The organism is Lacticaseibacillus styriensis (assembly GCF_030770295.1).
In the GTDB taxonomy this organism is placed as follows: Bacteria; Bacillota; Bacilli; order Lactobacillales; family Lactobacillaceae; genus Lacticaseibacillus; species Lacticaseibacillus casei.
On record NZ_CP132483.1, the window covers coordinates 912,794 to 937,791 of the forward strand.

At 49.0% G+C, this 24,998-nt stretch carries 21 protein-coding genes and 1 pseudogene; 21 read left to right on the forward strand and 1 reads right to left on the reverse strand.

Annotated elements, in window-relative coordinates; translation table 11 throughout:
* Window positions 1-388 precede the first annotated feature (388 nt).
* The 9 genes from LACSTY_RS04435 to phoU all read left to right on the forward strand — a co-directional run bounded on the left by LACSTY_RS04435 (window position 389) and on the right by phoU (window position 9,135).
* On the forward strand, window positions 389-1,498 hold the full coding sequence (locus tag LACSTY_RS04435; protein ID WP_087911835.1) for a PDZ domain-containing protein: 1,110 nt from the start codon (window positions 389-391) through the stop codon (window positions 1,496-1,498).
* Entirely contained in the window at window positions 1,495-2,202 is a 708-nt protein-coding gene (locus LACSTY_RS04440; protein WP_010489426.1) for a response regulator transcription factor, read from the forward strand. The genes LACSTY_RS04435 and LACSTY_RS04440 overlap by 4 nt, the downstream gene beginning before the upstream one ends.
* Entirely contained in the window at window positions 2,195-3,862 is a 1,668-nt protein-coding gene (gene pnpS / locus LACSTY_RS04445; protein ID WP_010489425.1) for a two-component system histidine kinase PnpS, read from the forward strand. Before LACSTY_RS04440 ends, pnpS begins: the two co-directional genes overlap by 8 nt.
* Window positions 3,863-3,952: 90 nt before the next feature.
* The gene (locus LACSTY_RS04450) at window positions 3,953-4,819 is read left to right on the forward strand and encodes a phosphate ABC transporter substrate-binding protein PstS family protein (RefSeq protein ID WP_087911836.1); all 867 of its coding nucleotides are present in this window, start codon (window positions 3,953-3,955) and stop codon (window positions 4,817-4,819) included.
* 146 nt (window positions 4,820-4,965) lie between these two features.
* A complete protein-coding gene (pstC, locus tag LACSTY_RS04455; protein ID WP_025012523.1) occupies window positions 4,966-5,889 on the forward strand; it encodes a phosphate ABC transporter permease subunit PstC in 924 nt (307 codons plus the stop codon).
* Window positions 5,886-6,770, forward strand: a complete 885-nt coding sequence (gene pstA / locus LACSTY_RS04460) for a phosphate ABC transporter permease PstA (protein ID WP_010489412.1) — start codon at window positions 5,886-5,888, stop codon at window positions 6,768-6,770. Before pstC ends, pstA begins: the two co-directional genes overlap by 4 nt.
* Before the next feature lie 84 nt (window positions 6,771-6,854).
* Entirely contained in the window at window positions 6,855-7,673 is an 819-nt protein-coding gene (pstB, locus tag LACSTY_RS04465) for a phosphate ABC transporter ATP-binding protein PstB (RefSeq protein WP_025012524.1), read from the forward strand.
* A gap of 9 nt (window positions 7,674-7,682) precedes the next feature.
* Window positions 7,683-8,447: a phosphate ABC transporter ATP-binding protein PstB gene (pstB, locus tag LACSTY_RS04470; RefSeq protein WP_010489407.1), complete on the forward strand. Its 765-nt coding sequence runs from the start codon at window positions 7,683-7,685 to the stop codon at window positions 8,445-8,447.
* Window positions 8,448-8,457: 10 nt separating this feature from the next.
* The gene (gene phoU / locus LACSTY_RS04475; RefSeq protein WP_010489405.1) at window positions 8,458-9,135 is read left to right on the forward strand and encodes a phosphate signaling complex protein PhoU; all 678 of its coding nucleotides are present in this window, start codon (window positions 8,458-8,460) and stop codon (window positions 9,133-9,135) included.
* A 38-nt stretch (window positions 9,136-9,173) separates the two neighbouring features.
* On the opposite strand, the pseudogene LACSTY_RS14725 reads toward phoU, so the two are convergent.
* A pseudogene (locus tag LACSTY_RS14725) lies at window positions 9,174-9,433 on the reverse strand (hypothetical protein).
* 234 nt (window positions 9,434-9,667) lie between these two features.
* Here LACSTY_RS14725 and liaX point away from each other — a divergent pair.
* The 12 genes from liaX to LACSTY_RS04535 all read left to right on the forward strand — a co-directional run bounded on the left by liaX (window position 9,668) and on the right by LACSTY_RS04535 (window position 24,967).
* Window positions 9,668-11,158, forward strand: a complete 1,491-nt coding sequence (gene liaX, locus LACSTY_RS04480) for a daptomycin-sensing surface protein LiaX (protein ID WP_087911838.1) — start codon at window positions 9,668-9,670, stop codon at window positions 11,156-11,158.
* 12 nt (window positions 11,159-11,170) lie between these two features.
* Complete coding sequence (locus LACSTY_RS04485) at window positions 11,171-11,431, forward strand: hypothetical protein (RefSeq protein WP_010489401.1); 261 nt, start codon at window positions 11,171-11,173, stop codon at window positions 11,429-11,431.
* A gap of 2 nt (window positions 11,432-11,433) precedes the next feature.
* Window positions 11,434-11,769 carry a phage holin family protein gene (locus LACSTY_RS04490; protein ID WP_010489400.1) on the forward strand — a complete coding sequence of 112 codons (336 nt, stop codon included), beginning with the start codon at window positions 11,434-11,436 and terminating at the stop codon, window positions 11,767-11,769.
* Window positions 11,770-11,997: 228 nt separating this feature from the next.
* Window positions 11,998-12,957 carry an HPr(Ser) kinase/phosphatase gene (hprK, locus tag LACSTY_RS04495; RefSeq protein WP_010489397.1) on the forward strand — a complete coding sequence of 320 codons (960 nt, stop codon included), beginning with the start codon at window positions 11,998-12,000 and terminating at the stop codon, window positions 12,955-12,957.
* Window position 12,958: 1 nt separating this feature from the next.
* A complete protein-coding gene (gene lgt, locus LACSTY_RS04500) occupies window positions 12,959-13,786 on the forward strand; it encodes a prolipoprotein diacylglyceryl transferase (RefSeq protein ID WP_010489395.1) in 828 nt (275 codons plus the stop codon).
* A 10-nt stretch (window positions 13,787-13,796) separates the two neighbouring features.
* Window positions 13,797-14,852 carry an NAD(P)H-dependent glycerol-3-phosphate dehydrogenase gene (locus LACSTY_RS04505; RefSeq protein ID WP_087911839.1) on the forward strand — a complete coding sequence of 352 codons (1,056 nt, stop codon included), beginning with the start codon at window positions 13,797-13,799 and terminating at the stop codon, window positions 14,850-14,852.
* 65 nt (window positions 14,853-14,917) lie between these two features.
* Window positions 14,918-15,865 (forward strand): thioredoxin-disulfide reductase, encoded by a 948-nt coding sequence (gene trxB, locus LACSTY_RS04510; protein ID WP_087911840.1) that lies wholly within the window; start codon window positions 14,918-14,920, stop codon window positions 15,863-15,865.
* A gap of 496 nt (window positions 15,866-16,361) precedes the next feature.
* Window positions 16,362-18,089, forward strand: a complete 1,728-nt coding sequence (locus tag LACSTY_RS04515; protein WP_087911841.1) for a phospho-sugar mutase — start codon at window positions 16,362-16,364, stop codon at window positions 18,087-18,089.
* 205 nt (window positions 18,090-18,294) lie between these two features.
* Window positions 18,295-18,942: a YfbR-like 5'-deoxynucleotidase gene (locus LACSTY_RS04520; protein WP_010489378.1), complete on the forward strand. Its 648-nt coding sequence runs from the start codon at window positions 18,295-18,297 to the stop codon at window positions 18,940-18,942.
* 172 nt (window positions 18,943-19,114) lie between these two features.
* Window positions 19,115-21,130, forward strand: a complete 2,016-nt coding sequence (gene uvrB / locus LACSTY_RS04525; RefSeq protein WP_049171476.1) for an excinuclease ABC subunit UvrB — start codon at window positions 19,115-19,117, stop codon at window positions 21,128-21,130.
* A gap of 193 nt (window positions 21,131-21,323) precedes the next feature.
* The gene (uvrA, locus tag LACSTY_RS04530) at window positions 21,324-24,212 is read left to right on the forward strand and encodes an excinuclease ABC subunit UvrA (RefSeq protein WP_087911842.1); all 2,889 of its coding nucleotides are present in this window, start codon (window positions 21,324-21,326) and stop codon (window positions 24,210-24,212) included.
* A 215-nt stretch (window positions 24,213-24,427) separates the two neighbouring features.
* Window positions 24,428-24,967 carry an HdeD family acid-resistance protein gene (locus LACSTY_RS04535; RefSeq protein WP_010489372.1) on the forward strand — a complete coding sequence of 180 codons (540 nt, stop codon included), beginning with the start codon at window positions 24,428-24,430 and terminating at the stop codon, window positions 24,965-24,967.
* Window positions 24,968-24,998 lie beyond the last annotated feature (31 nt).

Genomic DNA, 24,998 nt, shown 5'->3' on the forward strand with positions numbered 1-24,998 from the left:
CAGTAAAGGGGATATGTTCGTTTTTTTTGTTTCCCAAGTATAATTCGTTAAGGGCATTAGGGTAACAGTGCCAAAGCGGAGCAATCGTAGGCCAGATGGGGCTCAGCAGTGAAGTCATTGTTGGCGGTTTACCGCCTACAATGAGGCCGAGCTTCGAGACCGCGTACTTTGCGGGCTCGAAGTCGTGCCCACTGCTCTAGCTTCGCGTCGCCACCCTAGCTGGCCGGAGATTGCGGAGTTTGGCACGGCTTGGAACTTATTACCTAAACTTTTTTGTAGACTTCAATACCGCCTCCGCATCACTGAGCCATCCCCGATTGCTCAAACCTTATAGGAGCAGCAGTTGATTTCTGCTATACTGTTTACAGTGAATAGTGGAGGGTTACGAATGGCAGTGATCATTGCCTTACTTATCAGCCCAGTTGGTTTGGCCTTTTGGCTAGCCTTAGGGTTGACGATTTTGTTTGCGGTTCGGCGCACGAGCCGTGAACGCCACCAGTACTTGCGGGCGATTCACCCCAAACATATTGAGATTGCCCGGTTTTTTTGGGTAGGTATCCTGATCGGTATTGTGGTATCCGCCATCTCGGTTTTGGCACGACTTCAGGTCAGTTTAGCTGCGTTATTGGCATTAAGCGGCTTGACCGTGATTGGTTTGATATTGTCTGCATGGTCGTTTAGTCCATGGTGGCTAGGTCTTGCAAGTTTGGCCACGTTTATTCAACCAGATTATTCAGATACAGATGGGCAGCTAGCAGCTAATTTGGCGCTTTTGATCGGGCTGCTTTGGCTTGCCCAGGCTGTATTGGCGCGGCTGAATCGTGGCGACCAACTTGAATCGCCGGTTATTTTGGCAGATCGGCGCCAGCGAAAAAGTGCGGCGTTTCGTTTGCGGCAATTTTACTGGGTACCGTTGCTGGTACCGGTGGATCCCGCTCAGGTTGCCGGTTCACCGGTGTTGACTGTGATCATTCAAGCATTTGCAATCGTCGGCCTGCCTTTGATCTTAGGTGCCTCATTTACGGCACAGCATGATCGGGCGAAGATGCATTGGCAACGCAGCTGGCCGTGGTTTGCCGGAGCTGGAGGCGCATTAGTTGTATACGGCGTCGCTGCACGATTACTGTTCCTTCCAGCACTTGTGAGCGCCATCGTGCCTGCATGTATCAGTGTTATTCTTGGAATCGGGTTACTCTGGCAAGGCCATAAGGTGTACCTGACAGTGACGCGCACTGATCGTGGGGTTGTTTTAATCGGGGTTGTCCCTGATACCCCAGCAGCACAAATGAATTTACAACCAGGAGATCGGGTGCTTTCCTGTAACCACATAGCGGTGAATAGCGCCAGCGAATTGTACGATGCTATTCAAAAGGAACCCACTTATTGTCGCTTGCGGCTTCAACAGGCAGATGGCGAGTTACGTCTTGCCGAAACCGCTATTTTTTCAGGTGCGCCGCATGAACTTGGTATGATTTTATTCCCGGAGGAGACAGCATGAAGAAGATCTTGATTGTTGATGACGAGCCAGCCATCTTGACGTTGCTGCAATATAATTTAGAAACCGAACACTATCAGGTGGAGACAGCAACCGATGGGCAAGAAGCCTTAGACAAGGTACGTAGCGAACCGTTTGATTTTATTATTCTCGACCTCATGTTACCAAGCCTGAGCGGACTGGATGTCACCCGCAAGATTCGTGAAGATAAGATTCAGACACCCATCATGATCCTGACAGCGAAGGATAATGAAACGGACAAAATTGTGGGACTTGAATTGGGTGCCGACGACTATGTCACCAAACCGTTTTCGCCACGGGAGATCATCGCACGGATCAAGGCCATCGAACGGCGTAGTCAGAGCCAGCCGCAAACCACGGCGCGCTCCGGTAACGACAATCAGATTACCGTTGGCCAAATCACCATCGATCCGGAAAACTATAAGGCTAGCAAAGCCGGTCACCGGCTGCAACTGACCCCTAAGGAATTTGAGTTGCTGGTTTATTTTGCCCAGCGAGTAGGTAAGACCTTGTCTCGTGACGCTTTGTTAAATGGCGTCTGGGGGTTTGATTATCCAGCCGAAACCCGCATGGTCGATATTCAGGTCAGTCATTTACGGGATAAGATTGAAACAGATCCCAAACATCCGGATTATTTAAAGACAGTTCGGGGATTTGGTTATCAAATGGAGGCACCACATGAATAAACGGGTTTTTCGCCGTGCACTTGTTATTAGTCTGCTATCATTGGCAGGCTTTTTTGTGCTTGTGACAACAGTGAATCAACAAATCGTTCACCAACAGGCGCGTGATCTTCGCCGAGTGGCCAGAACTTACGTGACGTCTGATCATGATGGCGTTGATCGCCAGGCGCTAGCTGAATCAGAAGCTGCTTTTATCACGATCATTCCGGATAATCCTCAGACCACCAGACAGAAGGTAATGGCTGATGCGTTGCGTGGCCGCCGCGCCAAGGCTTTTGTCACATCAGTCAACGTTTATGGACGGACGGAGCAGGCTTATCTGTTTCGGGATCACGGGCAATGGGTTGCTGTTAGCCGCTATAAGTCAAGTGTATGGACCACGGCACCAGAGCAGTTTTGGATTCTGACACTGATCTTCGCAGCCTTAATTGCGTTGATTCTACTCTGGCTTTTCCGCTCGGAACATCAGTATCAAGAAGCCATCCGCGTCATGAGCCACAATCTGGATCGCATCCGCGAAAAAAAGGAACCCGATCCGGTGATTTTACCGCCAAAATCGCCATTTGTACCTGTGGCGCAGCGAATTAATGCACTCGCAGCCGAGCAGGCACATTTGCGGGAAAAAGTTGCCGTGCGTCAGTCAAGCTTTGATCGCTTAATCGACAACCTGCCTTTAGGCGTCATGTTAATTGACACCAACAAAGATGTGATCTTACACAATCATGCCATGTCGCAGCTTTTAGGGCACCAGATTCCCCAACCGCGTCACAGTTACCTCGATGATGTCAAGACTTACGCGCTGGCTCGGATGATCGAGCATACATTCCGCCATGAAAAGACTCACCATCAGGAACTGACCGTCTTAGCGACGCAGAAATCGGTGGATGCTTCCGTTATTCCGTTGAATCAAGGCATTAGCCGCTTACAGGTGCTGGTCATTTTGTATGATGTCACCTACCTCCGCCAAGTTGAAAAAATGCAGCTGGATTTTGTTGGCAACGTCAGCCACGAATTAAAGACACCGGTTACCGCGATTGCCGGGTTTGCGGAAACCTTGTTGAACGGGGCTAAAAATGATCCGGCGACTCTGGATAAATTTTTAGGCATCATTTTCGATGAAAGTAAGCGACTCACCCAGCTAATCAATGATATTCTGACACTGAGCCGGCCGGAAACCAATCAGGCGGTTCAGGCGACAGTTGCCCTCAAGAAACTGGTTGATGATGCCTTGCGCAATCTGGATAAAGTGATTAAAGATAAACAGATTCGGGTTGAAGTCGCGATTGCACCAGACTTACAGATTGTTACCGACGAACGTAAGCTGACCCAGATCGTGCGGAATCTTTTGAATAATGCCGTCTTTTACAATCGTCTGGCCGGTCACGTGACGATTACCGCGCAAGTCGTGGGCGATCATTTATCGTTAGCGGTGGCGGATACGGGAATCGGGATTCCGGAAGAAGAACAGGCCCGTATTTTCGAACGCTTCTACCGGGTCGATAAAGCGCGCAGCCGGCACAACGGTGGCACCGGCTTGGGCTTGGCCATTGTAGCCGAGCTGGTAAAAAGTATGGATGGCCGTGTCGCGGTCAATAGTCAGGTTGGGGTTGGTTCAACCTTTACCGTAACATTACCGGTCGGCCAAAATAATCGTCCGGCTTAACATCGATGTTTACACAACCTTTACATTCAACAGCATGAACATTTACACACAGCTGATAAGATGGTTGGAGCTTGAAATGGAGGATTTCGTGTGAAAAAAATTGTGACCCTGTTTACGATCATGCTTCTGGCGTTTATGGCAAGTGCATGCGGCAGCAGCAGTAATAGCAAACAGTCAGGTGAATCCATCACCGCAGTTGGATCAAGTGCGTTGCAGCCATTGGTTGAAGCAGCAGGTGAACAATATCAGACGGAACATCTCGGCGTCTTTATCAACGTCCAAGGCGGCGGGAGCGGCACCGGATTGAGCCAGATCCAGCAAGGGGCTGTTGATATTGGCAATTCGGATCTTTTCGCTGAAGAAAAACCGGGGATTAACGCTAAAAAGCTTGTGGACCATAAAGTTGCCGTTGTTGGCATTGCGCCGATTGTTAACCCGGACGTCGGGGTCAAGAATGTCACGATGGCCCAATTGCAACAGATCTTCCTAGGCCAGATCACCAATTGGAAGCAGTTGGGCGGCAAGAATGTGCCAATCGTCTTGGTTAACCGGGCGCAAGGATCCGGTACCCGCGCAACATTTGAAAAGTGGGTGCTTCAAGGCAAGCAGCCGGTTGCCGCGCAAGAACAGGATTCGACCGGGATGGTTCGGCAGATTGTCGGCAGTACGCCTGGGGCTATTTCGTACGTTGCCTTTTCCTATATCGATAAAACGGTTCAGAGCCTGTCGGTAGATGGCGTTGCGCCGACTGATACCAATGTGACAACCAACCGGTGGCGGATCTGGTCGTATGAACACATGTACACGAAGGGGCAACCGCGCGGGCTAACCAAGCAATTCTTGGCTTATATTATGTCATCACCGATTCAAAAAAAGCTGGTGCAGAAAATGGGCTATATCCCGATGACCCAGATGAAGGTCGTCCGTGATGCCAGTGGCCATGTTAGCAAGCAATAACTGCACAACGGCAGCTTTTTGACGGGCACTTTGCAGCCGAGTGCGCTGTGAATGTGGCGCTCGGCACCGAAGCACGTGGATCGTTGCCAAGGAGCGCCATTTATTGACATGCACGGCCCCGGTGATGAGATTTTAGGAGGATTATGATGGATCCAATTCGAGAAGCGATGTTAAAAAAATCGCGTTCAGCCAAGTTAGAGCGGCGCGGCAAAATGATTAGCCTATTTTGTATCACCTTGATTGTGATTGTGGTGGTGGCCATCTTTTTCTTTGTTGCATCTAAAGGACTGGCAACCTTTTTCCAAAACAAAATCAATCCTTGGTCGTTTTTGACTAAGAGTGTTTGGAACCCTTCGATTAAGGATGCTCATGGGAATCCCGAAGTCGGGGCTTTGCCGATGATTGTCGGCTCGTTTGGCGTCACGTTCCTTTCGGCAATTATCGCGACGCCTTTTGCGGTTGGTGCCGGCATTTTTATGACTGAAATTTCCCGTAAATGGGGGCAAAAGATTCTGCAACCGGTCATTGAGCTGCTGGTTGGGATTCCGTCAGTGGTTTATGGCTTTATCGGATTGTCCGTCATCGTGCCGTTCATTCGTCACATTTTTGGCGGCACCGGCTTTGGGATTCTGGCCGGGACATTTGTTTTGTTCGTCATGATCTTACCAACCGTGACGTCCATGACGGTTGATGCACTAAAAGCAGTGCCGCGCCATTATCGTGAGGCATCGTTGGCGTTGGGTGCGACTCGCTGGCAGACGACTTATCGGGTTGTTCTGCGAGCAGCCATTCCCGGCATTTTGACCGGGATCGTTTTCGGCATGGCGCGGGCGTTTGGTGAAGCCTTGGCGGTGCAGATGGTCATCGGGAATGCGGCCTTGTTGCCAAAGAATCTGGTGTCTCCGGCCTCGACACTGACATCGGTTTTAACCAGCGGCATCGGTAATACCGTCATGGGATCGCTTGACAATAACGCGTTGTGGTCCTTGGCGTTGCTATTGCTGCTGATGTCATTGGCCTTTAACCTGTTGATTCGGTGGATCGGGAAGAAAGGGGAGCTGAACAAATGAATCCGAAAATTGCGGATAAAGTAGCTACCACAGTGCTTTACATTATCTCAGGCATCATCATTATTATTTTGGCAAGCCTGCTTGGTTATATTCTGTTTCAAGGGGTTCCCCATATTTCCTGGCACTTTCTGACAAGTCCGGCGCAAAGCTTTGAGGCTGGCGGTGGGATTGGCATTCAACTGTTCAACTCGTTTTATTTGTTACTGCTGGCCATGTTGATTTCAACGCCGATTTCCTTGGGGGCCGGCATTTACTTGAGTGAATACGCAAAGAAAAACTGGTTGACGGATGTGATCCGGACTTCCATTGAAATCCTGAGTTCGTTGCCATCAGTTGTTGTCGGTTTGTTTGGTTTCCTGATTTTTGTTTTGCAGTTTAAGTTTGGATTTTCGATTTTGTCGGGTGCGCTGGCATTGACGGTTTTCAACTTGCCACTGTTAACGCGAAATGTTGAAGATTCATTGCGCGGCGTTGGCAATGAGCAGCGCGAAGCAGGCTTGGCCCTTGGACTTTCACGCTGGGAAACGGTGTTACATGTCGTGATGCCTGAAGCGTTGCCGGGGATCATTACCGGGATGATTCTTGGCGCCGGCCGTGTGTTCGGTGAAGCTGCGGCATTGATTTATACGGCTGGACAAAGTGCGCCGGCGCTTGATTTTACCAATTGGAATCCAGCGAACATTGCTAGCCCGTTGAACCCGTTCCGCCCAGCCGAGACGCTGGCGGTGCATATCTGGAAAATCAACTCTGAAGGGATTCAGCCGGATGCGGTTGCGGTTTCCGCCGGTGCCAGTGCGGTGCTGGTTATCGCCGTTCTAATCTTCAATGTGGGTGCGCGGTATTTTGGTAATCGTTTATTCAAAAAGATGACCGCCGCTTAATGCGTGGTTCACGATGATGATTTGCGCGGATGACGTGATGAAGATAGTCATGGCGCCTATCATGAAAAGGCATGGAGGTTCAAGATGCAAGAACTTGAAAAGTATTCTTTAGATGATACGTATATCCGCCCGTTTGATCGGGACAAGCAGGAGATTGCCATTGAAACGAAGGACCTGCATGTTTTTTATGGCGACAGTGAGGCCATTCACGGCGTATCGCTGCCTTTTGAACGGTATAAAATCACCGCATTGATCGGCTCGAGTGGCTCCGGGAAGTCGACCTACTTGCGTTCGCTGAATCGAATGAACGATAATATTGAAAGTGCCCGTGTCACTGGCAAGATCATGTATCGCAACATCGATATTAACAGCGATGCCGTTGATGTCTATGAAATGCGCAAACACATCGGAATGGTTTTCCAACGGCCTAATCCGTTTGCGAAGTCTATTTATGACAATATTGCCTTTGCATTGCGCCGCTTTGGTCTTAAGGACAAAAAGAAGCTGGATGAGATTGTTGAAACCAGTTTGAAGCAAGCCGCCTTATGGGATCAGGTTAAAGATGATCTGAATCAAAGCGGCATGTCGCTGTCAGGTGGTCAGGCACAACGGTTGTGTATCGCCCGGGCCATTGCAATGAAGCCGGATATTCTGTTGCTTGATGAGCCGGCCAGTGCGTTGGATCCGATTTCGACTTCAGCGGTCGAAGATACCTTGCTAGCGTTGAAGGATAAGTATACGATTATCATCGTTACACATAACATGCAGCAGGCAGCTCGGATTAGCGACTATACCGCGTTCTTTTATAGCGGCGCCGCACTTGAATATGATGAAACCCGTAAGATCTTCACGCGTCCCAAGATTAAAGCAACCAACGATTATGTTTCCGGACATTTCGGCTAGGAGGTCCCCATGGCTGAAGCACAAAAAATCATTACCAGTTCAGATGTTCATCTTTTTTACGGCAAGTTTGAAGCACTAAAAGGGATTAGTCTGGATTTCAACCAGCACGAAATCACGGCTTTAATCGGGCCTTCAGGTTGTGGTAAGTCGACCTATTTACGCACGCTTAATCGGATGAACGATCTGATCCCAGGCGTCACGATTACCGGCACGATCAGCTTGCGTGGCCAAAACATCTATGCGCCAAGCGAAGATGTGGTTCAGTTACGCAAGCAAGTTGGCATGGTGTTTCAACAACCGAATCCTTTTCCTTTTTCGATTTATGAAAATGTGATTTATGGATTACGTTTGGCCGGTGTTAAAGATAAAAGTAAGCTGGATGAGGCCGTTGAAACAAGCTTAAAGCAAGCGGCCATTTGGGATGAAGTCAAAGACCATTTGCATGACAGTGCGTTATCGTTGTCAGGTGGCCAACAACAGCGGGTGTGCATCGCGCGGGTGCTGGCGGTCAAACCGGATGTTATTTTGTTAGATGAACCGACCAGTGCCTTGGATCCGATATCCAGCACTCAGATCGAAAATATGTTGCTGGGCTTACGCGATCAGTACACGATTATTTTGGTAACGCACAGTATGCATCAAGCATCCCGAATCTCGGACAAAACGGCCTTTTTCTTAACCGGTAATTTGATCGAATTCGCTGACACGAAACAAATGTTTTTAAATCCAAAAGAAAAGGAAACCGAAGACTACATCACTGGACGCTTCGGGTAGGAGGGGTAGTATGCGACGACTTTTTGTTGACGAATTGAACGATCTTCATGTACGTTTTTCGGAAATGGGGATGATGGTCAATGAGGCCATCTATAAGTCCGTGAAAGCCTTCATTAATCATGACAAGAGTTTGGCCCGCGAAGTGATCCAGGAAGACAAACACATCAATGAACGCGAAGTCGATTTGGAAAAACGCAGCTTTGAACTGATTGCTCTGCAGCAACCGGTTACGACGGATCTGCGGGTGATTGTGACGGTGATGAAGGCCAGTTCTGATCTCGAACGAATGGGTGATCATGCGGTTTCCATTGCCAAATCAACGATTCGCGTCAAAGGCAAAACCCGGGTGCCGCAAATCGAAACCGAGATTGCCGGCATGGCCGAAGCGGTCAAGGAAATGGTTGAGCAGGTTTTGGACGCGTATGTTAAGGAAGACTCCGCGCGGGCGCGAAAAATTGCGCTTGAAGACCACGGAATTAACGACTTCTCCTCCCGAATTTATAAAGAATGTATTCGCCAGATGCAGGACAACCCGGAAACCGTGGTTGGTTCGATGGACTATATGCTGGTCTCCTCTTATCTGGAACGAATCGGTGATTATGTCACCAACATCTGCGAATGGATTGTTTACTTAAAGACCGGGAAAATCACTGAACTTAACTCCAATGCGATTGAAGACAAGTTCTGATGAAGGGACACTTTAACAATGGGGATTGTTAAAAGTGCTCAGTTAGCATTTTTGTCCAATTCAAGAGGCCGAGTCATGATTCCGATGATGCGGGGGAAGCTTAGGCAATAAGTTCCAAGCCGTGCCAACCTCCGCAATCTCCGGCCAGATGGGGCTGGAACGCTGTGGGCACGACTTCGAACCCGCAAAGCCCGCGGTTTCGAAGCTCGGCCTTGTTGTAGGCGGGGCAAAGAGCGCCCCACCAACAACAATTCCACGGCTGAGCCCCATCTGGCCTCCGATTGCTCCGCTTTGGCACTAAGATCTCAAAACTTCTGATAAGTTATTCATGACGAAACAAATGGCGGACACAATTTCGAAATGTCGGAATTGTGCCCGCCTTTATATTGTGACAATGAATTATGACCTAGCCACTTTCAATATCGATGACCGTCCGTCTTCCGACCCGTTTAAAAATCAACCTTTGGACCTATGCGCCGTGGTCAAATTCCGTGCATACTAATCATGTAATCAAATCCTGGAGGGATAACCCATGAATGAACGCGAAAGAATTTTAGACCTCGTCAAAAAAGGCGTTATTTCAAGCGAAGAGGCACTGGTACTTTTGGAGAACCTCGCCAAACAGCAAGGCTCCCAAGCCGACAGCCCGGCCGATCATACTGCTCCCGAAGACAACTCGGAGTCAGATACGCATGATCAAGCCAAGCACGATGATCACGAAGAAACCGATACTGACACCGATGCTGCGTTGACCGAACTCAACACCGAGATTGCCGAAGCAGCCGGTGCGTTGGATGCGGCAACAACGCAAGTAACCAGCATCAACAAGCAAATTGAAGCTAATAACGAACAGATTATCGTCTTAGACACGATGGAAGATCTTGAAGCTTTGTCCCCAGAGAAATACCAAAAGCGTGGGGAATTAAAGCAGGAGAATCAGAAACTCACCGATCAACTAGCCGAGTTAAACGGCCAGGTTGAGTCGCTCAAAGCTAACCTCGCCACACTCCGTCATCAGAAACACGATCTGGAACGTCAAAAGATCGGTGATAAGATTTTCAATGACGAGTGGCAAAAAGATGCCCGTGACGTCTTTTCCGAACTTGGCAAAAACATCGGGGATGCGACCTCGCAAATCGGCGGCTTTGTCAAAGATACCGTCAACAATGTACTGGACAATGTTGATTGGAAGAATGTCACCGTTACCGTTCCTGGCCTAGCCACAGAGAAGTTCGAGCATGTATTTAAGTTTCCTGACAGTAAGGCAACCATTTTGGATGTGAAGGTTGCTAATGGTGACGTGCATTTTAAACCTTGGGATCAACCGGGTATTCAAGTCGAAGCTGCTATCAAGCTGTACGGCAAGATGGATGCGCCGACACCGCTGGACGCGTTTAAAGACCGCAGCCGGATTGATGTCACCGATGACCATTTCAGCTTCCAGGTGCCTAATAAGCGCGTCCAGGCCGACCTAGTCATTTCACTGCCAAAACGCAGCTATGATCATGTGGCTGTGCGCTTACTCAACGGTAGTGCGGATCTGACCGGCATGACCGGAAAAGATTTCTATGTTAAGAGCACCAACGGTCAAATGACCTTCACCAATATTGATGGTGTCATGATCGAGAGTGAAGGTGTCAATGGTTCTATCAAGGTTCAGGGCGGGCGCACACATGATTTATTGTTGACCACTGTCAACGGCGACGTTTCCGTTGATGCCGACTCAGCAACTGCCGCACTGAAAACCGTGAATGGGACGGTCCGTGCCACCTATCACACCGACTTTACCAAACTCGAAGGGACTTCGATGAATGGCAATGTGAAAGTTGCCGTACCGGCTTCGATTGCCTTGAATGGCGAAGCCCGGACCCATTTTGGCAGTATTAAGAGTCGCCTGAGCAATGTGACTGAACCGGCAAAAGGTAGCAAACGCTTCGGACTGGAGCGTCCAGGAACCGGCAGTAGTGAGTTGAAACTCAATACGACCAGTGGCAATATTCAATTGAAAGATTCAAATGACTAAGGGGGATCGCTTATGCCTTTTCTATTAATTCCATTAATGTTTTTCATCGTTGGCTTGGTTTTGGTGGCGGTATTTGCGATCGGGATCATCTTGTTGAAAATGTTAATTGTACCGGCACTTCTGGTGGTTTTGGCTGTATGGCTATTCTCGCGCCATGACCGTGATGGCCGCCGTGGCCCACGGCATCCATATCGCGATCAAGGTACGTCGCGACCGCGTAAAAACGCCACCCACGTTACCGAGTCACATGATGATGATTGGAGCGATTTCTAGTCATGAATTTCATCAAACGTACCATCATCACAACCGCCGTTTTCTTAATCTATGCGCAACTGTTTCCTAGTCAACTCTATGTTGCGGGCTTTGGTGTGGCCGTTGTCGGTGCGCTTGTTTTAGGAGTTCTTAATGGCTTGCTACGACCAATCCTGGTGATTCTGTCGATTCCAATTACAATTCTCACGTTAGGGTTGTTTTTAATCGTCCTCAACGGCTTGATGCTCAGTATGATGACGTGGTTTGTTCCCGGAATTGTTTTCAGCGGTTTTGGCTCGACCATGGTACTGGCCATCATCATTTCAGTGATGAATATGATTTTTGTGGGTAAAAAATAGTGCGGCTTGATTGAAAGCTGCGGTAAGAGTCGGTTCTCAAGACGAAAGTTGTCTAGGGGGACCGACTCTTTTTATCTTAGCGTAATCCGGCGCACTAATGGGAAGCAACCTTTTGACCTTATTCTGGCGAAATGCGGCGACTTTGAAAGCTATTTTCTCTGTCGTTCCCGTGTGGTTCACCGAGTTATGGTAAAATGAAGCAAACATGGCGAAAGAAAGGTGGACTTCATGGCAGACAGCGTGACGGTACGGCAACTCGTCAAGGCGACTAAGCTTGAGGTATACAGTGGTGAGGAGTATCTTGATTCTCGGCAGGTCGTTTTGAGCGATATTTCGCGTCCCGGACTTGAGTTGACAGGTTACTTTAATTATTATCCGCATGAACGGATTCAACTTTTTGGTCGGACAGAAATTTCATTTGCGCGGAATATGTCCTCGGAAGAGCGGTTATTGATTTTGAAACGGATGGCAACCGAGGACACCCCGGCGTTTCTGGTGTCGCGCGGGTTGCAACCACCGGCGGAAATGATTACGGCGGCCACCGCGGCGCATATTCCGGTATTGGGTTCACGGTTACCGACAACGCGGCTGTCAAGCTTGATCACCGAATACTTAGACGGACAGCTGGCAGAACGCCGCAGTATGCATGGCGTTTTGGTTGATATTTATGGTCTGGGCGTGCTGATCACCGGCGATTCCGGCGTTGGTAAATCAGAAACGGCTTTAGAACTGGTTCAACGTGGGCACCGGCTGATCGCAGATGACCGGGTGGATGTTTATCAACAGGATGAACAAACCATCGTGGGTGCTGCGCCGCCGATCCTTTCACATCTGCTGGAAATTCGCGGCTTGGGCATTATTGATGTCATGAATCTTTTTGGTGCCGGTGCTGTTCGCGAAGACACAACGATTTCACTGATCGTTCACCTGGAAAACTGGACGCCGGATAAGACTTTTGACCGGCTGGGTTCCGGTGAACAGACACAGCTTATTTTTGACGTACCGGTTCCTAAGATTACGATACCGGTTAAAGTTGGGCGTAACCTAGCGATCATCATTGAAGTGGCAGCCATGAATTTCCGCGCCAAGTCAATGGGCTATGATGCGACCAAGACATTCGAAAAAAATCTTAATCATCTGATCGAACATAACGAAGCAAGCGACCAGAGCAGTTCGGAGGAAAAATAACTTGTTATTAGTACTCAATCCAATCGCGTTTCAGTTGGGTGGTCTGGAAGTTCATTGGTACGGGATTATTATTGCCAGCGCCGTTTTACTGGCAGTCTATCTGGCGATGAAGGAAGCACCAAAACGCGGTATTAAAGAAGATCACATTCTGAATTTAATTTTGTGGGCGTTGCCATTTGCACTCATCGGGGCGCGCCTTTATTATGTAGCATTTGAATGGCCATATTATGCCGCCCATCCCGGCGAGATCATTGCCATCTGGCATGGCGGTATTGCGATTTATGGGGCCTTGATTGCTAGCGTGATTGTTTTTGCGATTTATTGTCGCATTGAGTGGCTACCAGCCTGGCTCGTGCTGGACATTGCGGCGCCTACAGTGATGCTGGCGCAAGCGATTGGCCGCTGGGGCAATTTCATGAATCAGGAAGCCCATGGTGCGATCACAAGTCTGGCTTACTTACGCGGCTTGCATCTGCCAGAGTTTATCATTCAGCAAATGAATATTGGTGGCGCATATCGCCAGCCGACATTTTTGTATGAAAGTATGTGGAATCTGGTTGGATTTGCCTTAATCATGACAGTGCGGCATCACCAGCATTGGTTCAAGCAAGGCGAGATCGTCTTGAGTTACGTGATGTGGTACAGCTTCGGCCGCTTCTTTGTTGAAGGCATGCGGACCGATTCGTTATATGTGGTGCCAGGTCTGCGGGTTTCCCAGATTCTGTCGATTATTTTGTTCATCGCGGCTGGTGCGTTAATCTGGTATCGGCGGCGCCGGGGAGACGTTGCGTGGTATTTAGACGGCAATCCGCTGAAAGCAGTTGAATAGGAGTGATTTTGTGCCGACAAAAATAGCAGTGTTAGGTGCTGGTTCATGGGGAACGGTGTTAGCAAACTTGCTAACAGAAAATGGTCATGACGTTTATTTATGGAGTCATAGTCCGGAACAAGTTGCGACCATGAAGCAGACTCACAAAAATGAGCACTACCTGGGTGCTGAATTTTCATTACACGATGCGCTTCACGTGACCGCAGATTTAGGCCAGGCGTTGGACCAGGCGACCGTGATTTTATTTGTGGTGCCGACCAATGCCATTCGCAGTGTGGCCGAACAAGTCAAGCCGATTTTGCAGGCGCACCGTGGCCGCGGCGAACAGCCGATTATTGTCCATGCGGCAAAAGGCTTGGAACGCGGCAGTGAGTTGCGAATTTCGCAGGTTTTGGCTGAGGTCTTGCCACCGGATCTCATTCAGGGTATTGTTGTGATTTCCGGGCCGAGTCATGCCGAAGATGTTGCTACGCATGACATTACCACCTTAACCGCCGCATCTGAAGATTTACCGCTGGCGAAAAAAGTGCAACAATTATTCATGAACGACTATTTTCGGCTTTACACGAATACCGATGTGATCGGCGTCGAAATCGGCGCAGCGTTAAAAAATGTGATTGCCATCGGTGCCGGTGCGCTGCATGGCCTCGGCTATGGCGATAACACCAAAGCTGCCTTGATGACCCGCGGGCTGGCAGAAATCAGCCGGGTGGGCGTAAAACTAGGTGCCGAGCCGCTCACGTTTATCGGCCTATCCGGTGTCGGCGACTTAATTGTGACTTGCACTTCCGTTCATAGCCGCAATTGGCGCGCTGGTAACGCGTTGGGTCAAGGTGAGAAGCTTCCAGACGTGTTGAAGAATATGGGGATGGTGGTCGAAGGCGTTTCAACGACCAAGGTTGCCCATCACATGGCGCGTGAGCTGGGCGTCGATATGCCGATTACCGATGCGATTTACCAGGTCTTGTATGAAAATGCCCCGATTCGCGCGGTCATTACCGATCTCATGCAGCGATCCGGCAAGCCGGAATTTGATTTTGATAATGCTAGTTTACAAAAGCACTAAAACCCTGTATATTAGACTACGTAGCTTACTATTTGTAAGCAATACGGCAAAAGGAGAGACTGCCCATGGCAAAAAAATATGATGTAATCGTGATCGGTGCCGGTCCTGGCGGCATGACGGCGGCGCTTTATGCTTCGCGTGCCAATTTGTCAGTGTTAATGCTTGATCGCGGTGTCTATGGCGGTCAAATGAACAACACCGCTGAAGTAGAAAACTATCCGGGTTACAAGTCAATCCTTGGGCCTGATCTTGGCCAAAAAATGTATGATGGCGCCACTCAATTTGGTGCAGAATACGCCTATGGTAATGTGATCAGCGTTCAGAATCATGGCGCAACCAAGTTGGTCAAGACTGATGAAGACGAATTTGAAGCCAAGGCGATTGTGATTGCGACAGGCGCAGAACACAAAAAGCTGGGTGTGCCCGGCGAAGAAGCCTACAGTGGCCGTGGTGTTTCGTACTGCGCAGTCTGCGACGGGGCCTTCTTTAAGGACCGTGAACTTGCCGTTATTGGCGGTGGCGATTCAGCGATCGAGGAAGGCCTTTACCTGACCCAAATGGCCAAAAAGGTAACGGTTATTCACCGCCGCGATCAACTGCGTGCGCAACAGATTATCCAGAAACGCGCTTTTGGCAATGACAAGATGCATTTTGTCTGGAACGCCCAGGTTCAGGAAATCCAAGGCGATGACATGAAAGTAACCGGCGTCAAGTATCGCGACAAGGAAACCGGAGAAGAGCATGTCCTGCCAGTTGCCGGTGTCTTCATTTATGTCGGCATCATGCCGATGACCGAACCATTCCAGGATCTCGGCATTCTGGACGATCATGGCTGGATTCCAACCGATGATCACATGCGGACAAAGGTACCGGGCATCTTTGCCATCGGTGACGTTCGTGCCAAAGACCTGCGGCAGATCACCACAGCGGTAGGCGAAGGCGGTACTGCTGGGCAAGGCGTTTTCAACTATATCCAAAGTTTGAACGATACCAACATTGAAGTTAAAGCTTAGTTATTTTTAGTGTACTAGAATTGATTCGAAGCTAAAAATAGGAAACTGCCATGGCCTAGTATAAGGTCAAACTTTAAAAGCAAACTTACTTTCCGTTGATACGATGGTGGTAAGTTTGTTTTTTGTTTACTTATGAATAATTTGTCAAGTCTCTTGAGATCTTAGTGCCAAAGCGGAGCAATCGTAGGCCAGATGGGGCTCAGGGGTGAAATTGGCCTTAACGGGCGGTTTTCCCGTTTTAGGCCAAGGCCGATCTTTGAGACTCAGCCGGGTCTGCTGAGGCTCAAAGTCGTGCCCACCCCGTTCCAGCCCCAGCTGGCCGGAGATTGCGGAGTTTGGCACGGTATAGAATTTATTGCCCCAACTTCTCAATGGATCGCAAAAGAATTTTCTTATTTGAGCGCGTTTTCAACCAAGCGTTGGTTACTTATAGTATGATTGGAAAGGGAAGGGCTGTACCCGAAATTATCAATTTAGACAGATAGGAGCTGATCACGTGAGTTACCGTGATACGTATCAACAATGGGTCGATGAACCAACACTTGATCCGGAGCTAAAAGCTGATCTTAAGAAAATGGCCGACGACGAAACAACTAAGGAAGAAGCGTTTGCTGCCCCCATGGCATTTGGGACTGCTGGCATGCGCGGCGTTCTTGGTGCCGGCATTGGCCGGATGAACATTTATACGGTACGCCAGGCAACTGAGGGTCTGGCGCGGTTTATGGACACCTTAACGGATGAAACAAAGGCGCGCGGCGTGGCCATTAGCTATGATTCCCGCTACATGAGTCAGGAATTTGCTTATCAAAGTGCCGGTGTGCTTGGCGCTCACGGCATCAAGAGTTATGTGTTTGACCAGCTGCGGCCAACACCGGAGTTGAGTTTTGCGGTACGCCATTTGAAGACTTACGCCGGGATTATGATTACGGCCAGTCATAACCCGAAGCAATACAATGGCTACAAGATTTATGGTCCAGATGGCGGTCAAATGCCGCCGGAAGAATCCGACAAAATTACCAAGTACGCTCGGTCGGCATCTGATCTTTTTGCGATTAAAGCGTTAAATGTTCACGAATTGCGGGCCAAGAAATTGATGCAGCTGATCGGCGAGGACGTGGATGAAGCCTATTACGCCGAAGTTGCTACAGTGACGATCAATCCTGAATTGGTCCACACTGTTGGGAAGAACATGTCGCTGGTTTATAGCCCGCTACATGGCACTGGCCGCATTCCGGCACAAATGGTTTTGCGCAATGCCGGGTTTGAAAACTTCCGCTTGGTTCCGGAACAAAGCATTGCCGATCCGGAATTTGCGACAACCCCGTTCCCGAACCCTGAATTTGCCCAAGTCTTTGATTTGCCGATCGCATTGGGCAAGAAAATCGGTGCGGATGTGTTGATTGCCACTGATCCGGATGCTGATCGTTTGGGGACCGCGGTCAAAGTTGGCGACCATTATCAGTTGCTGACCGGTAATCAAATTGCTTCGGTATTGTTGCACTATATTCTCGAAGCCCGCAAACAAGCCGGCACGTTGCCGAAAAACGGCGCAGTTGTGAAGTCAATCGTTTCAACCGAATTAGCGACGGCGATTGCGAAAGATTACGGCGTGGACATGATCAATGTTTTGACCGGCTTCAAGTTTATCGGGGATCAGATCAAGCACTTCCAAGCCACAGGCGAGCACGAGTTCCTCTTTGGCTTTGAAGAAAGCTATGGCTACCTGATCAAACCATTCGTTCGGGATAAAGACGCGATCCAGTCCACGGTCTTGCTGGCTGAAGTAGCCGCTTACTACCAGTCACAAGGCAAGACACTTTGGGATGGCGTTCAGGAACTGTACAAGAAATACGGTTATTATGCTGAAAAGACGGTTGGCGTTGATTTTGAAGGCGTTGACGGTCCAAAGCAAATGGCTAATCTCATGACGAAGTTCCGCGAAGAGCAGCCGGATGATTTTGCCGGTGTCAAGATTGCCAAAGTGGAAGACTTCCTGAGTCAAGAAGCGAAGTCGGCAGACGGCACGGTTGAAAAACTGACGATGCCATCCAGCAATGTACTGAAATATATTTTGGAAGACGGCACTTGGATTGCAATTCGCCCATCCGGCACGGAGCCAAAAGTCAAATTCTATGTTGGCACCAAGGCAGAAACTGACGCAAAAGCGCAAGAGAAACTCGAGGCGTTCGAAAAAGCCTTGAATGATTTTCGTGAAGAAGCCTAAACCAATCAGCGTGGTAAAGGTGTTTTCTGCGTAAGCTTAAATAGATCCTGACGAAACATTCAGGGTCTATTTGTTTGCATTCACTTATGTACAACCAAGTTCCAAAATGTGAAACACCTTGCAATGGTCTGGCTATGGTGGTAGTCTTTTAGCAATTTAAGTAATTTTTTGATCGTCACAACAAACAACAGGAGGTCATTTTGACATGGGCATGCACCAATTTATCCAAGGACTGAGTAATCTGGAGACACTGCGGCGGGCACCGGGCTTTTTCAAGTATCAGGAGCACTCGGTGGCGGCCCACAGCTTTAAGGTTGCGGAAATCGCACAGATGCTGGGCGATGTCGAGGAATTGGCGGGGAACAAGGTTAATTGGCAGATGCTCTACGAAAAGTCGCTGAACCATGATTACACGGAACGTTTCATCGGCGATATCAAAACGCCGGTCAAATATGCCACGCCGACATTGCGGCAGATGCTTGCTGACGTTGAGGCCACGATGACGGAGAACTTCATCAAAAATGAAATTCCGCGCGATTTCCAGGATCGTTATCGCCGCCGATTATCCGAAGGCAAAGACGACACGCTTGAAGGCCAAATTTTAAGCGTGGCCGATAAAATTGACTTGCTCTACGAAGGATTTGGCGAAATTGAAAAAGGTAATCCGGAACAGGTCTTTCTTGATATTTACACGGAAAGTCTGAGTACCATTCTGGAATTTAAGAATCGGCCAAGTGTCCGGTACTTCCTCGATCAGGTTTTGCCGGATATGTTGGAAGAGAAGTTTGCCAGTCGTGATCAATTGGCCAAATTGACCAAAGCAACCATGGCTGAACACGAGCCAAGTAAGTAGCGAAAGTATGTTCGCTATGTTATAATATGCAAGTTGGAAGTTGGAATGCGTTTCAAATCGGTTCCAACTTTTTTGATGAAAAATTTTGGTACAACGGCGGGACACCGCATACAAATGGATGTTAATGCGCGTGGGAATAGCCGCGCGTCACATGTTGATTGGAGGCATGTCGATGATCGAACGAATCGCTGATCGTAAATTTGATCTGGTTTCACCTTATCAGCCGGCTGGGGACCAACCTCAGGCGATTGCCAAGCTGACAAAAGGGTTTGAAGAAGGCAAGAAAGAACAAATCCTGTTAGGTGCGACCGGAACAGGGAAGACATTTACGATGAGCAACATCATCGCCAACCTGAATAAGCCGACTTTGATTTTATCGCACAATAAAACCTTAGCGGGACAGCTCTATGGCGAGTTTAAGGAATTCTTCCCGCATAATGCGGTTGAATATTTTGTCTCTTACTATGATTATTATCAGCCTGAAGCATATGTGCCTAGCACGGACACGTATATTGAAAAAGACAGTGCCATTAATGACGAAATTGACAAGTTGCGGCATAGTGCAACCAGTGCGTTACTTGAACGAAACGACGTGATTGTGGTGGCGTCGGTATCATCGATCTTTGGATTAGGTGATCCGCATGAATATAAAAATCATGTGCTTTCACTACGAACCGGCATGACCATTGATCGGAATACGTTGCTGCGGCAACTGGTCGATATCCAATTTGATCGCAATGACATTGATTTTCAGCGTGGCCGTTTTCGGGTTCGCGGGGATGTTGTTGAAATTTTCCCGGCTAGCCGTGACGATCATGCCATTCGCGTTGAATTTTTCGGTGACGAGATTGACCGAATTACTGAAGTGGACGCATTGACCGGTGAAGTCATCGGCACGCGAGATCATGTTGCCATTTTCCCGGCCACCCACTTTATGACCAGTGACGAACAGATGCAACGCGCGATCAAGAGCATTTCGGCGGAATTGGAAGACCGATTGAAGGTGTTACGCGGCGAAAACAAGTTGCTTGAAGCGCAACGCTTGGAACAGCGGACCAACTATGACATTGAAATGATGCGCGAAATGGGCTTCACCAGTGGCATCGAAAATTATTCTCGCCACATGGATGGCCGCAAACCGGGCGAGCCGCCGTACACACTGTTAGACTTTTTCCCGAAAGACTTTACGATCATGGTTGACGAAAGCCATGTGACGATGCCGCAGGTTAAGGGGATGTACAACGGTGACCGGGCGCGGAAACAGATGCTGATTGATTATGGCTTTCGTTTGCCAAGCGCGTTGGACAATCGGCCGCTGAAGATCGACGAGTTTGAAAAGCATGTCAAGCGCATTTTGTATGTCAGTGCCACCCCGGGGCCTTACGAATTGAGTCGCGTACCCAAAGAAGATATTGCTGAGCAGATTATTCGGCCAACCGGTTTGCTGGATCCGAAGATTGAAGTGCGTCCGGTGATGGGACAAATCGATGATCTGGTTGGTGAAATCAACAAACGCATTGATGCTCATGAACGGGTCTTCATTACCACTTTGACTAAAAAAATGGCGGAAGATCTGACTGATTATCTGAAGGATATGGGCATTAAAGTCCGCTACCTGCATAGCGATATCAAGACGCTGGAGCGGACAAAGATCATTCGTGATTTACGGCTTGGTAAATTTGATGTGCTCATTGGCATTAACCTTTTACGTGAAGGCATTGATGTGCCGGAAGTTTCGCTGATTGCGATTCTTGATGCTGACAAGGAAGGCTTCTTGCGGGCAGAACGATCCTTAATCCAGACGATCGGCCGGGCATCGCGTAATGAGCACGGTAAAGTGATTATGTATGCGGACAAAGTCACTGATTCGATGAAGGCCGCGATTGATGAAACCAAGCGGCGGCGGGCGATTCAGGAGAAGTTTAACGAAGAACATCATATTCAGCCTAAGACCATTATCAAACCGATTCGGGCAGCTATTTCGACCTACGAACAGTCTGACGATGAGAAAGCCGAGGCCAAGAAGACCTTTGCCGAGGTTGACTATGAAGACATGACCAAAGCCGATAAGAAAGAATTGGTGGCCAACCTGCGTTCACAAATGCAGGCGGCGGCCAAGAAACTGGATTTCGAACAGGCGGCATCGTTACGGGATACTATTCTGGAGTTGCAGGCAGATATGTCTTGAGATTTTTGTAACGAACTTGCATGATGAAACAAAGTCAGCCATGATTACCTTGATTAGATCCGGCGATCGTGGCTGTTTTGTTGTCGTGATCCTGGCGTTGGCTGAGACGCAGGAACTGATCCGCTTTGTCGTGCCAGATGGGGTGACGTTCTGGCTACGGGCGGCTTGTTTTAAATGAGGAGATTTTTTGTGAATGGCAAATGATAAAATTGTGATCCATGGGGCACGTGCCCATAACTTAAAGAATATTGACGTGACCATTCCCCGTAACAAACTCGTGGTCATGACGGGGCTGTCAGGTTCTGGCAAGTCCAGCCTGGCGTTTGATACGTTATATGCAGAAGGCCAGCGCCGGTATGTTGAAAGTCTGTCTGCCTATGCGCGTCAATTCTTAGGCCAGATGGAGAAACCAGATGTCGACTCGATTGATGGCCTCAGTCCGGCGATTTCGATTGATCAAAAGACGACCTCCAAGAATCCCCGTTCAACGGTCGGCACCGTCACGGAAATCAACGATTATCTGCGGTTGTTGTGGGCGCGGGTCGGTCATCCGATTTGTCCGAACGATGGGACACCGATTACGAGCCAGAGTGTCGAACAAATGGTGGATCGCGTCTTAGCATTACCGGAAAAGAGCCGCATTCAGATTCTGTCGCCAATTGTGCGGCGCAAAAAAGGCAGTCATAAGAAAGTCTTCGCCAAGATTATGCGTGAAGGTTATGTGCGCATGCGCGTTGACGGCGAAGTGATGGACGCAACGGCCGACTATGAGCTGGATAAAAACAAGGCTCATGATATTGATATCGTGATTGACCGGATTGTGGTGAAGCCTGAAGCGCGCAGCCGGTTGTTTGATTCATTCGAAGCGGCGTTACGTTTGTCCGAAGGTTATGCCAATGTCGATGTGATCGGCGGCGAGACGTTACGTTTTTCCGAACATTTTGCCTGCCCGATTTGTGGCTTTACCATTGGTGAAATGGAGCCGCGCCTCTTTTCGTTCAATGCCCCATTTGGTGCCTGCCCGGAATGTGATGGCTTAGGGGTTAAGCTCACGGTCGATATGGATCTGGTCGTCCCGGATCCAAGCATGACCTTGGCACAAGGCGCGATTGCTCCGTGGAATCCCATCAGTTCCCAGTACTATCCGGAATTGTTGGAACAAGCCGCAACGGCCTTTAAAGTGCGCATGGATGTGCCGTTTGAGAAGTTGACCAAGCGGGAACGCACCGTCGTTCTTGATGGCAGCAATGGCAAGCCGTTCCATTTCCATTATGAAAATGATTTTGGCGGCGTTCGGGATGTCGATGTGCCGTTTGAAGGGGTACTGACCAACATTTCCCGGCGCTATGCCGAGACCAACAGCGATTTTACACGCCAACAGATGCGGAGTTACATGACCGCGCTGCCTTGCCCGGTTTGCCATGGCAAGCGGCTGAATCGGCAAGCACTTGCCGTAAAAATTTCCGGTCGTGATATTGCCGAAGTTTCCGATTTGGCGATCAAAGATGCCTTACCGTTCTTTAAGCAGATTCAGCTGAGCGAGGCTGAAAGTGTGATTGCTCAGCCAATCGTGAAAGAGGTTGTCGATCGTTTAACTTTTCTTGTCAATGTCGGCCTTGGCTATCTGACCTTGAGTCGTAGCGCCGGGACGCTATCTGGCGGCGAGGCGCAGCGTATTCGGTTGGCAACTCAGATCGGATCCAATTTGAGCGGGGTCATGTATGTTCTGGATGAGCCGTCAATCGGCCTGCATCAACGCGACAACGATCGCTTAATCGCCTCTTTGAAAAAAATGCGTGATTTAGGCAATACGCTCATTGTGGTTGAACATGACGAGGACACCATGCGGGCAGCCGATTACCTGATCGATGTCGGTCCGGGTGCCGGTGACCATGGCGGCCGGATCATGGCGGCCGGAACGCCTAAGCAAGTGGCGCGGGTACGCAAGTCGATCACGGGGCAATACCTATCTGGCCGTAAGTTTATTCCGGTACCGTTGAAGCGTCGGACAGGCAATGGCAAAGTGATCCGTTTGGAAGGGGCTGCCGACCATAATCTCAAGCACATCAATGTTGATTTTCCATTAGGCAAGTTTATTGTGGTTACCGGGGTTTCCGGATCGGGCAAGTCAACGCTTGTCAATTCGATTTTGCGGCGAGCCTTGGCCCAAAAGCTGAATCACAACTCTGAAAAACCCGGACCATATGATAAGATTCTGGGTTATAAAAATATTGAGAAGCTAATCAATATTGATCAGAGTCCAATCGGTCGGACGCCACGGAGCAATCCAGCTACCTATACCAGCGTTTTTGATGATATTCGCGGATTATTTGCAGAAACCAACGAAGCCAAACTGCGCGGTTACAAAAAAGGACGGTTCAGTTTTAACATCAAGGGCGGTCGCTGTGAAAACTGTAAAGGTGACGGGATTATCAAGATTGAAATGAATTTCTTGCCAGATGTATATGTGCCGTGTGAAGTTTGCCACGGCAAACGGTACAATTCCGAAACCCTGGAGGTCACGTATAAAGGCAAGAACATTGCCGAAGTGTTGGATATGACCGTTGAAGAAGCGACCGATTTCTTCAAAAACATTCCAAAGATTCGCCGTAAGTTGCAGACGATTGTGGATGTCGGCTTGGGCTATGTGAAGCTGGGTCAAAGTGCTACAACCCTTTCCGGTGGTGAGGCGCAGCGGATGAAGCTGGCCAGTGAGTTGCAGAAGCTTTCGACCGGTAAGAACTTTTATATTCTGGATGAACCGACGACCGGTTTGCATACCGATGATATTAAGCGCTTGCTGGAAGTGCTGGAACGCTTAGTCGATGAAGGCAACACGGTTTTGGTCATTGAACACAATCTGGATGTGGTTAAATCTGCCGACTGGGTCATTGATCTGGGTCCTGAAGGCGGGGATGGCGGTGGCCGTGTCATTGCCACAGGCACGCCCGAACAAGTCGCCGAGGTGGCTGACAGTTATACCGGCCAATATCTCAAACCGGTTCTGATCCGTGACACCAAACGGACCAAGGAAGCGGCTGCCGGCAAGGATGGTCAGGCCAAAAGCAGCACCAAGAAATAATGCGTTTGATAGTCGCGTTTAAAACCGCGACTATTTATGTACATAAATGAGCAGCGTTTGACCGATTTTTGATCACTTTTTAAAGGCTACGTATCATGCGTGGCTAGTGGCATTTGCCCGTATCTTTAAAAATCTTTAAAAATTCTGGCAATTCAATTTATTGAATTACTTTTTGAAATGGTATGATATAAATGATCAAGAAAGTAGGGAATAATATGTTGAATCGAAAGAGTTTTGGCTTTGACTGGGGGCAGTTCATCACCGGTATTCTGTTTCTGGTTGCTGCTTTTGTGGTCTTACGGTACCCGTTAGCAACATTAAGGACGGTTACCTTTATCTTTGCCGTCGTTGCCATTATTCGAGGGATTGCGGTTCTTGCGGGCTTTTCCACATTGCGCCAGTTTACCGGTAGATTGGCATGGATTTCCTTGATTATGGGGATTTTTGACCTTGTCATTGGCCTGATTTTCTTATTGAATTCTGGCTTAGGCGTGGCGACGATCACCATGATGTTTGCTATCTGGTTCCTGGTCGATTCTGTCGGCTCATTGTTCAATGTCGGCCATCTGCGCGTTGCCGGCACGGGCTGGTTTGTCGTTTATCTGATTCTGGATATTCTGGCGGTCATTGTTTCGCTGATGCTGTTCATGCAGCCGGTGATTGCAGCAGTGACGCTGGTGACCTTGTTGGCGATGTTCTTCGTCCTGTTCGGCATCGAGTGTATTGTCATCGCTTTTGCTCGACGCAACATTTAAATTGTCCACCAAAAGTCCGAAGAACCGGTGT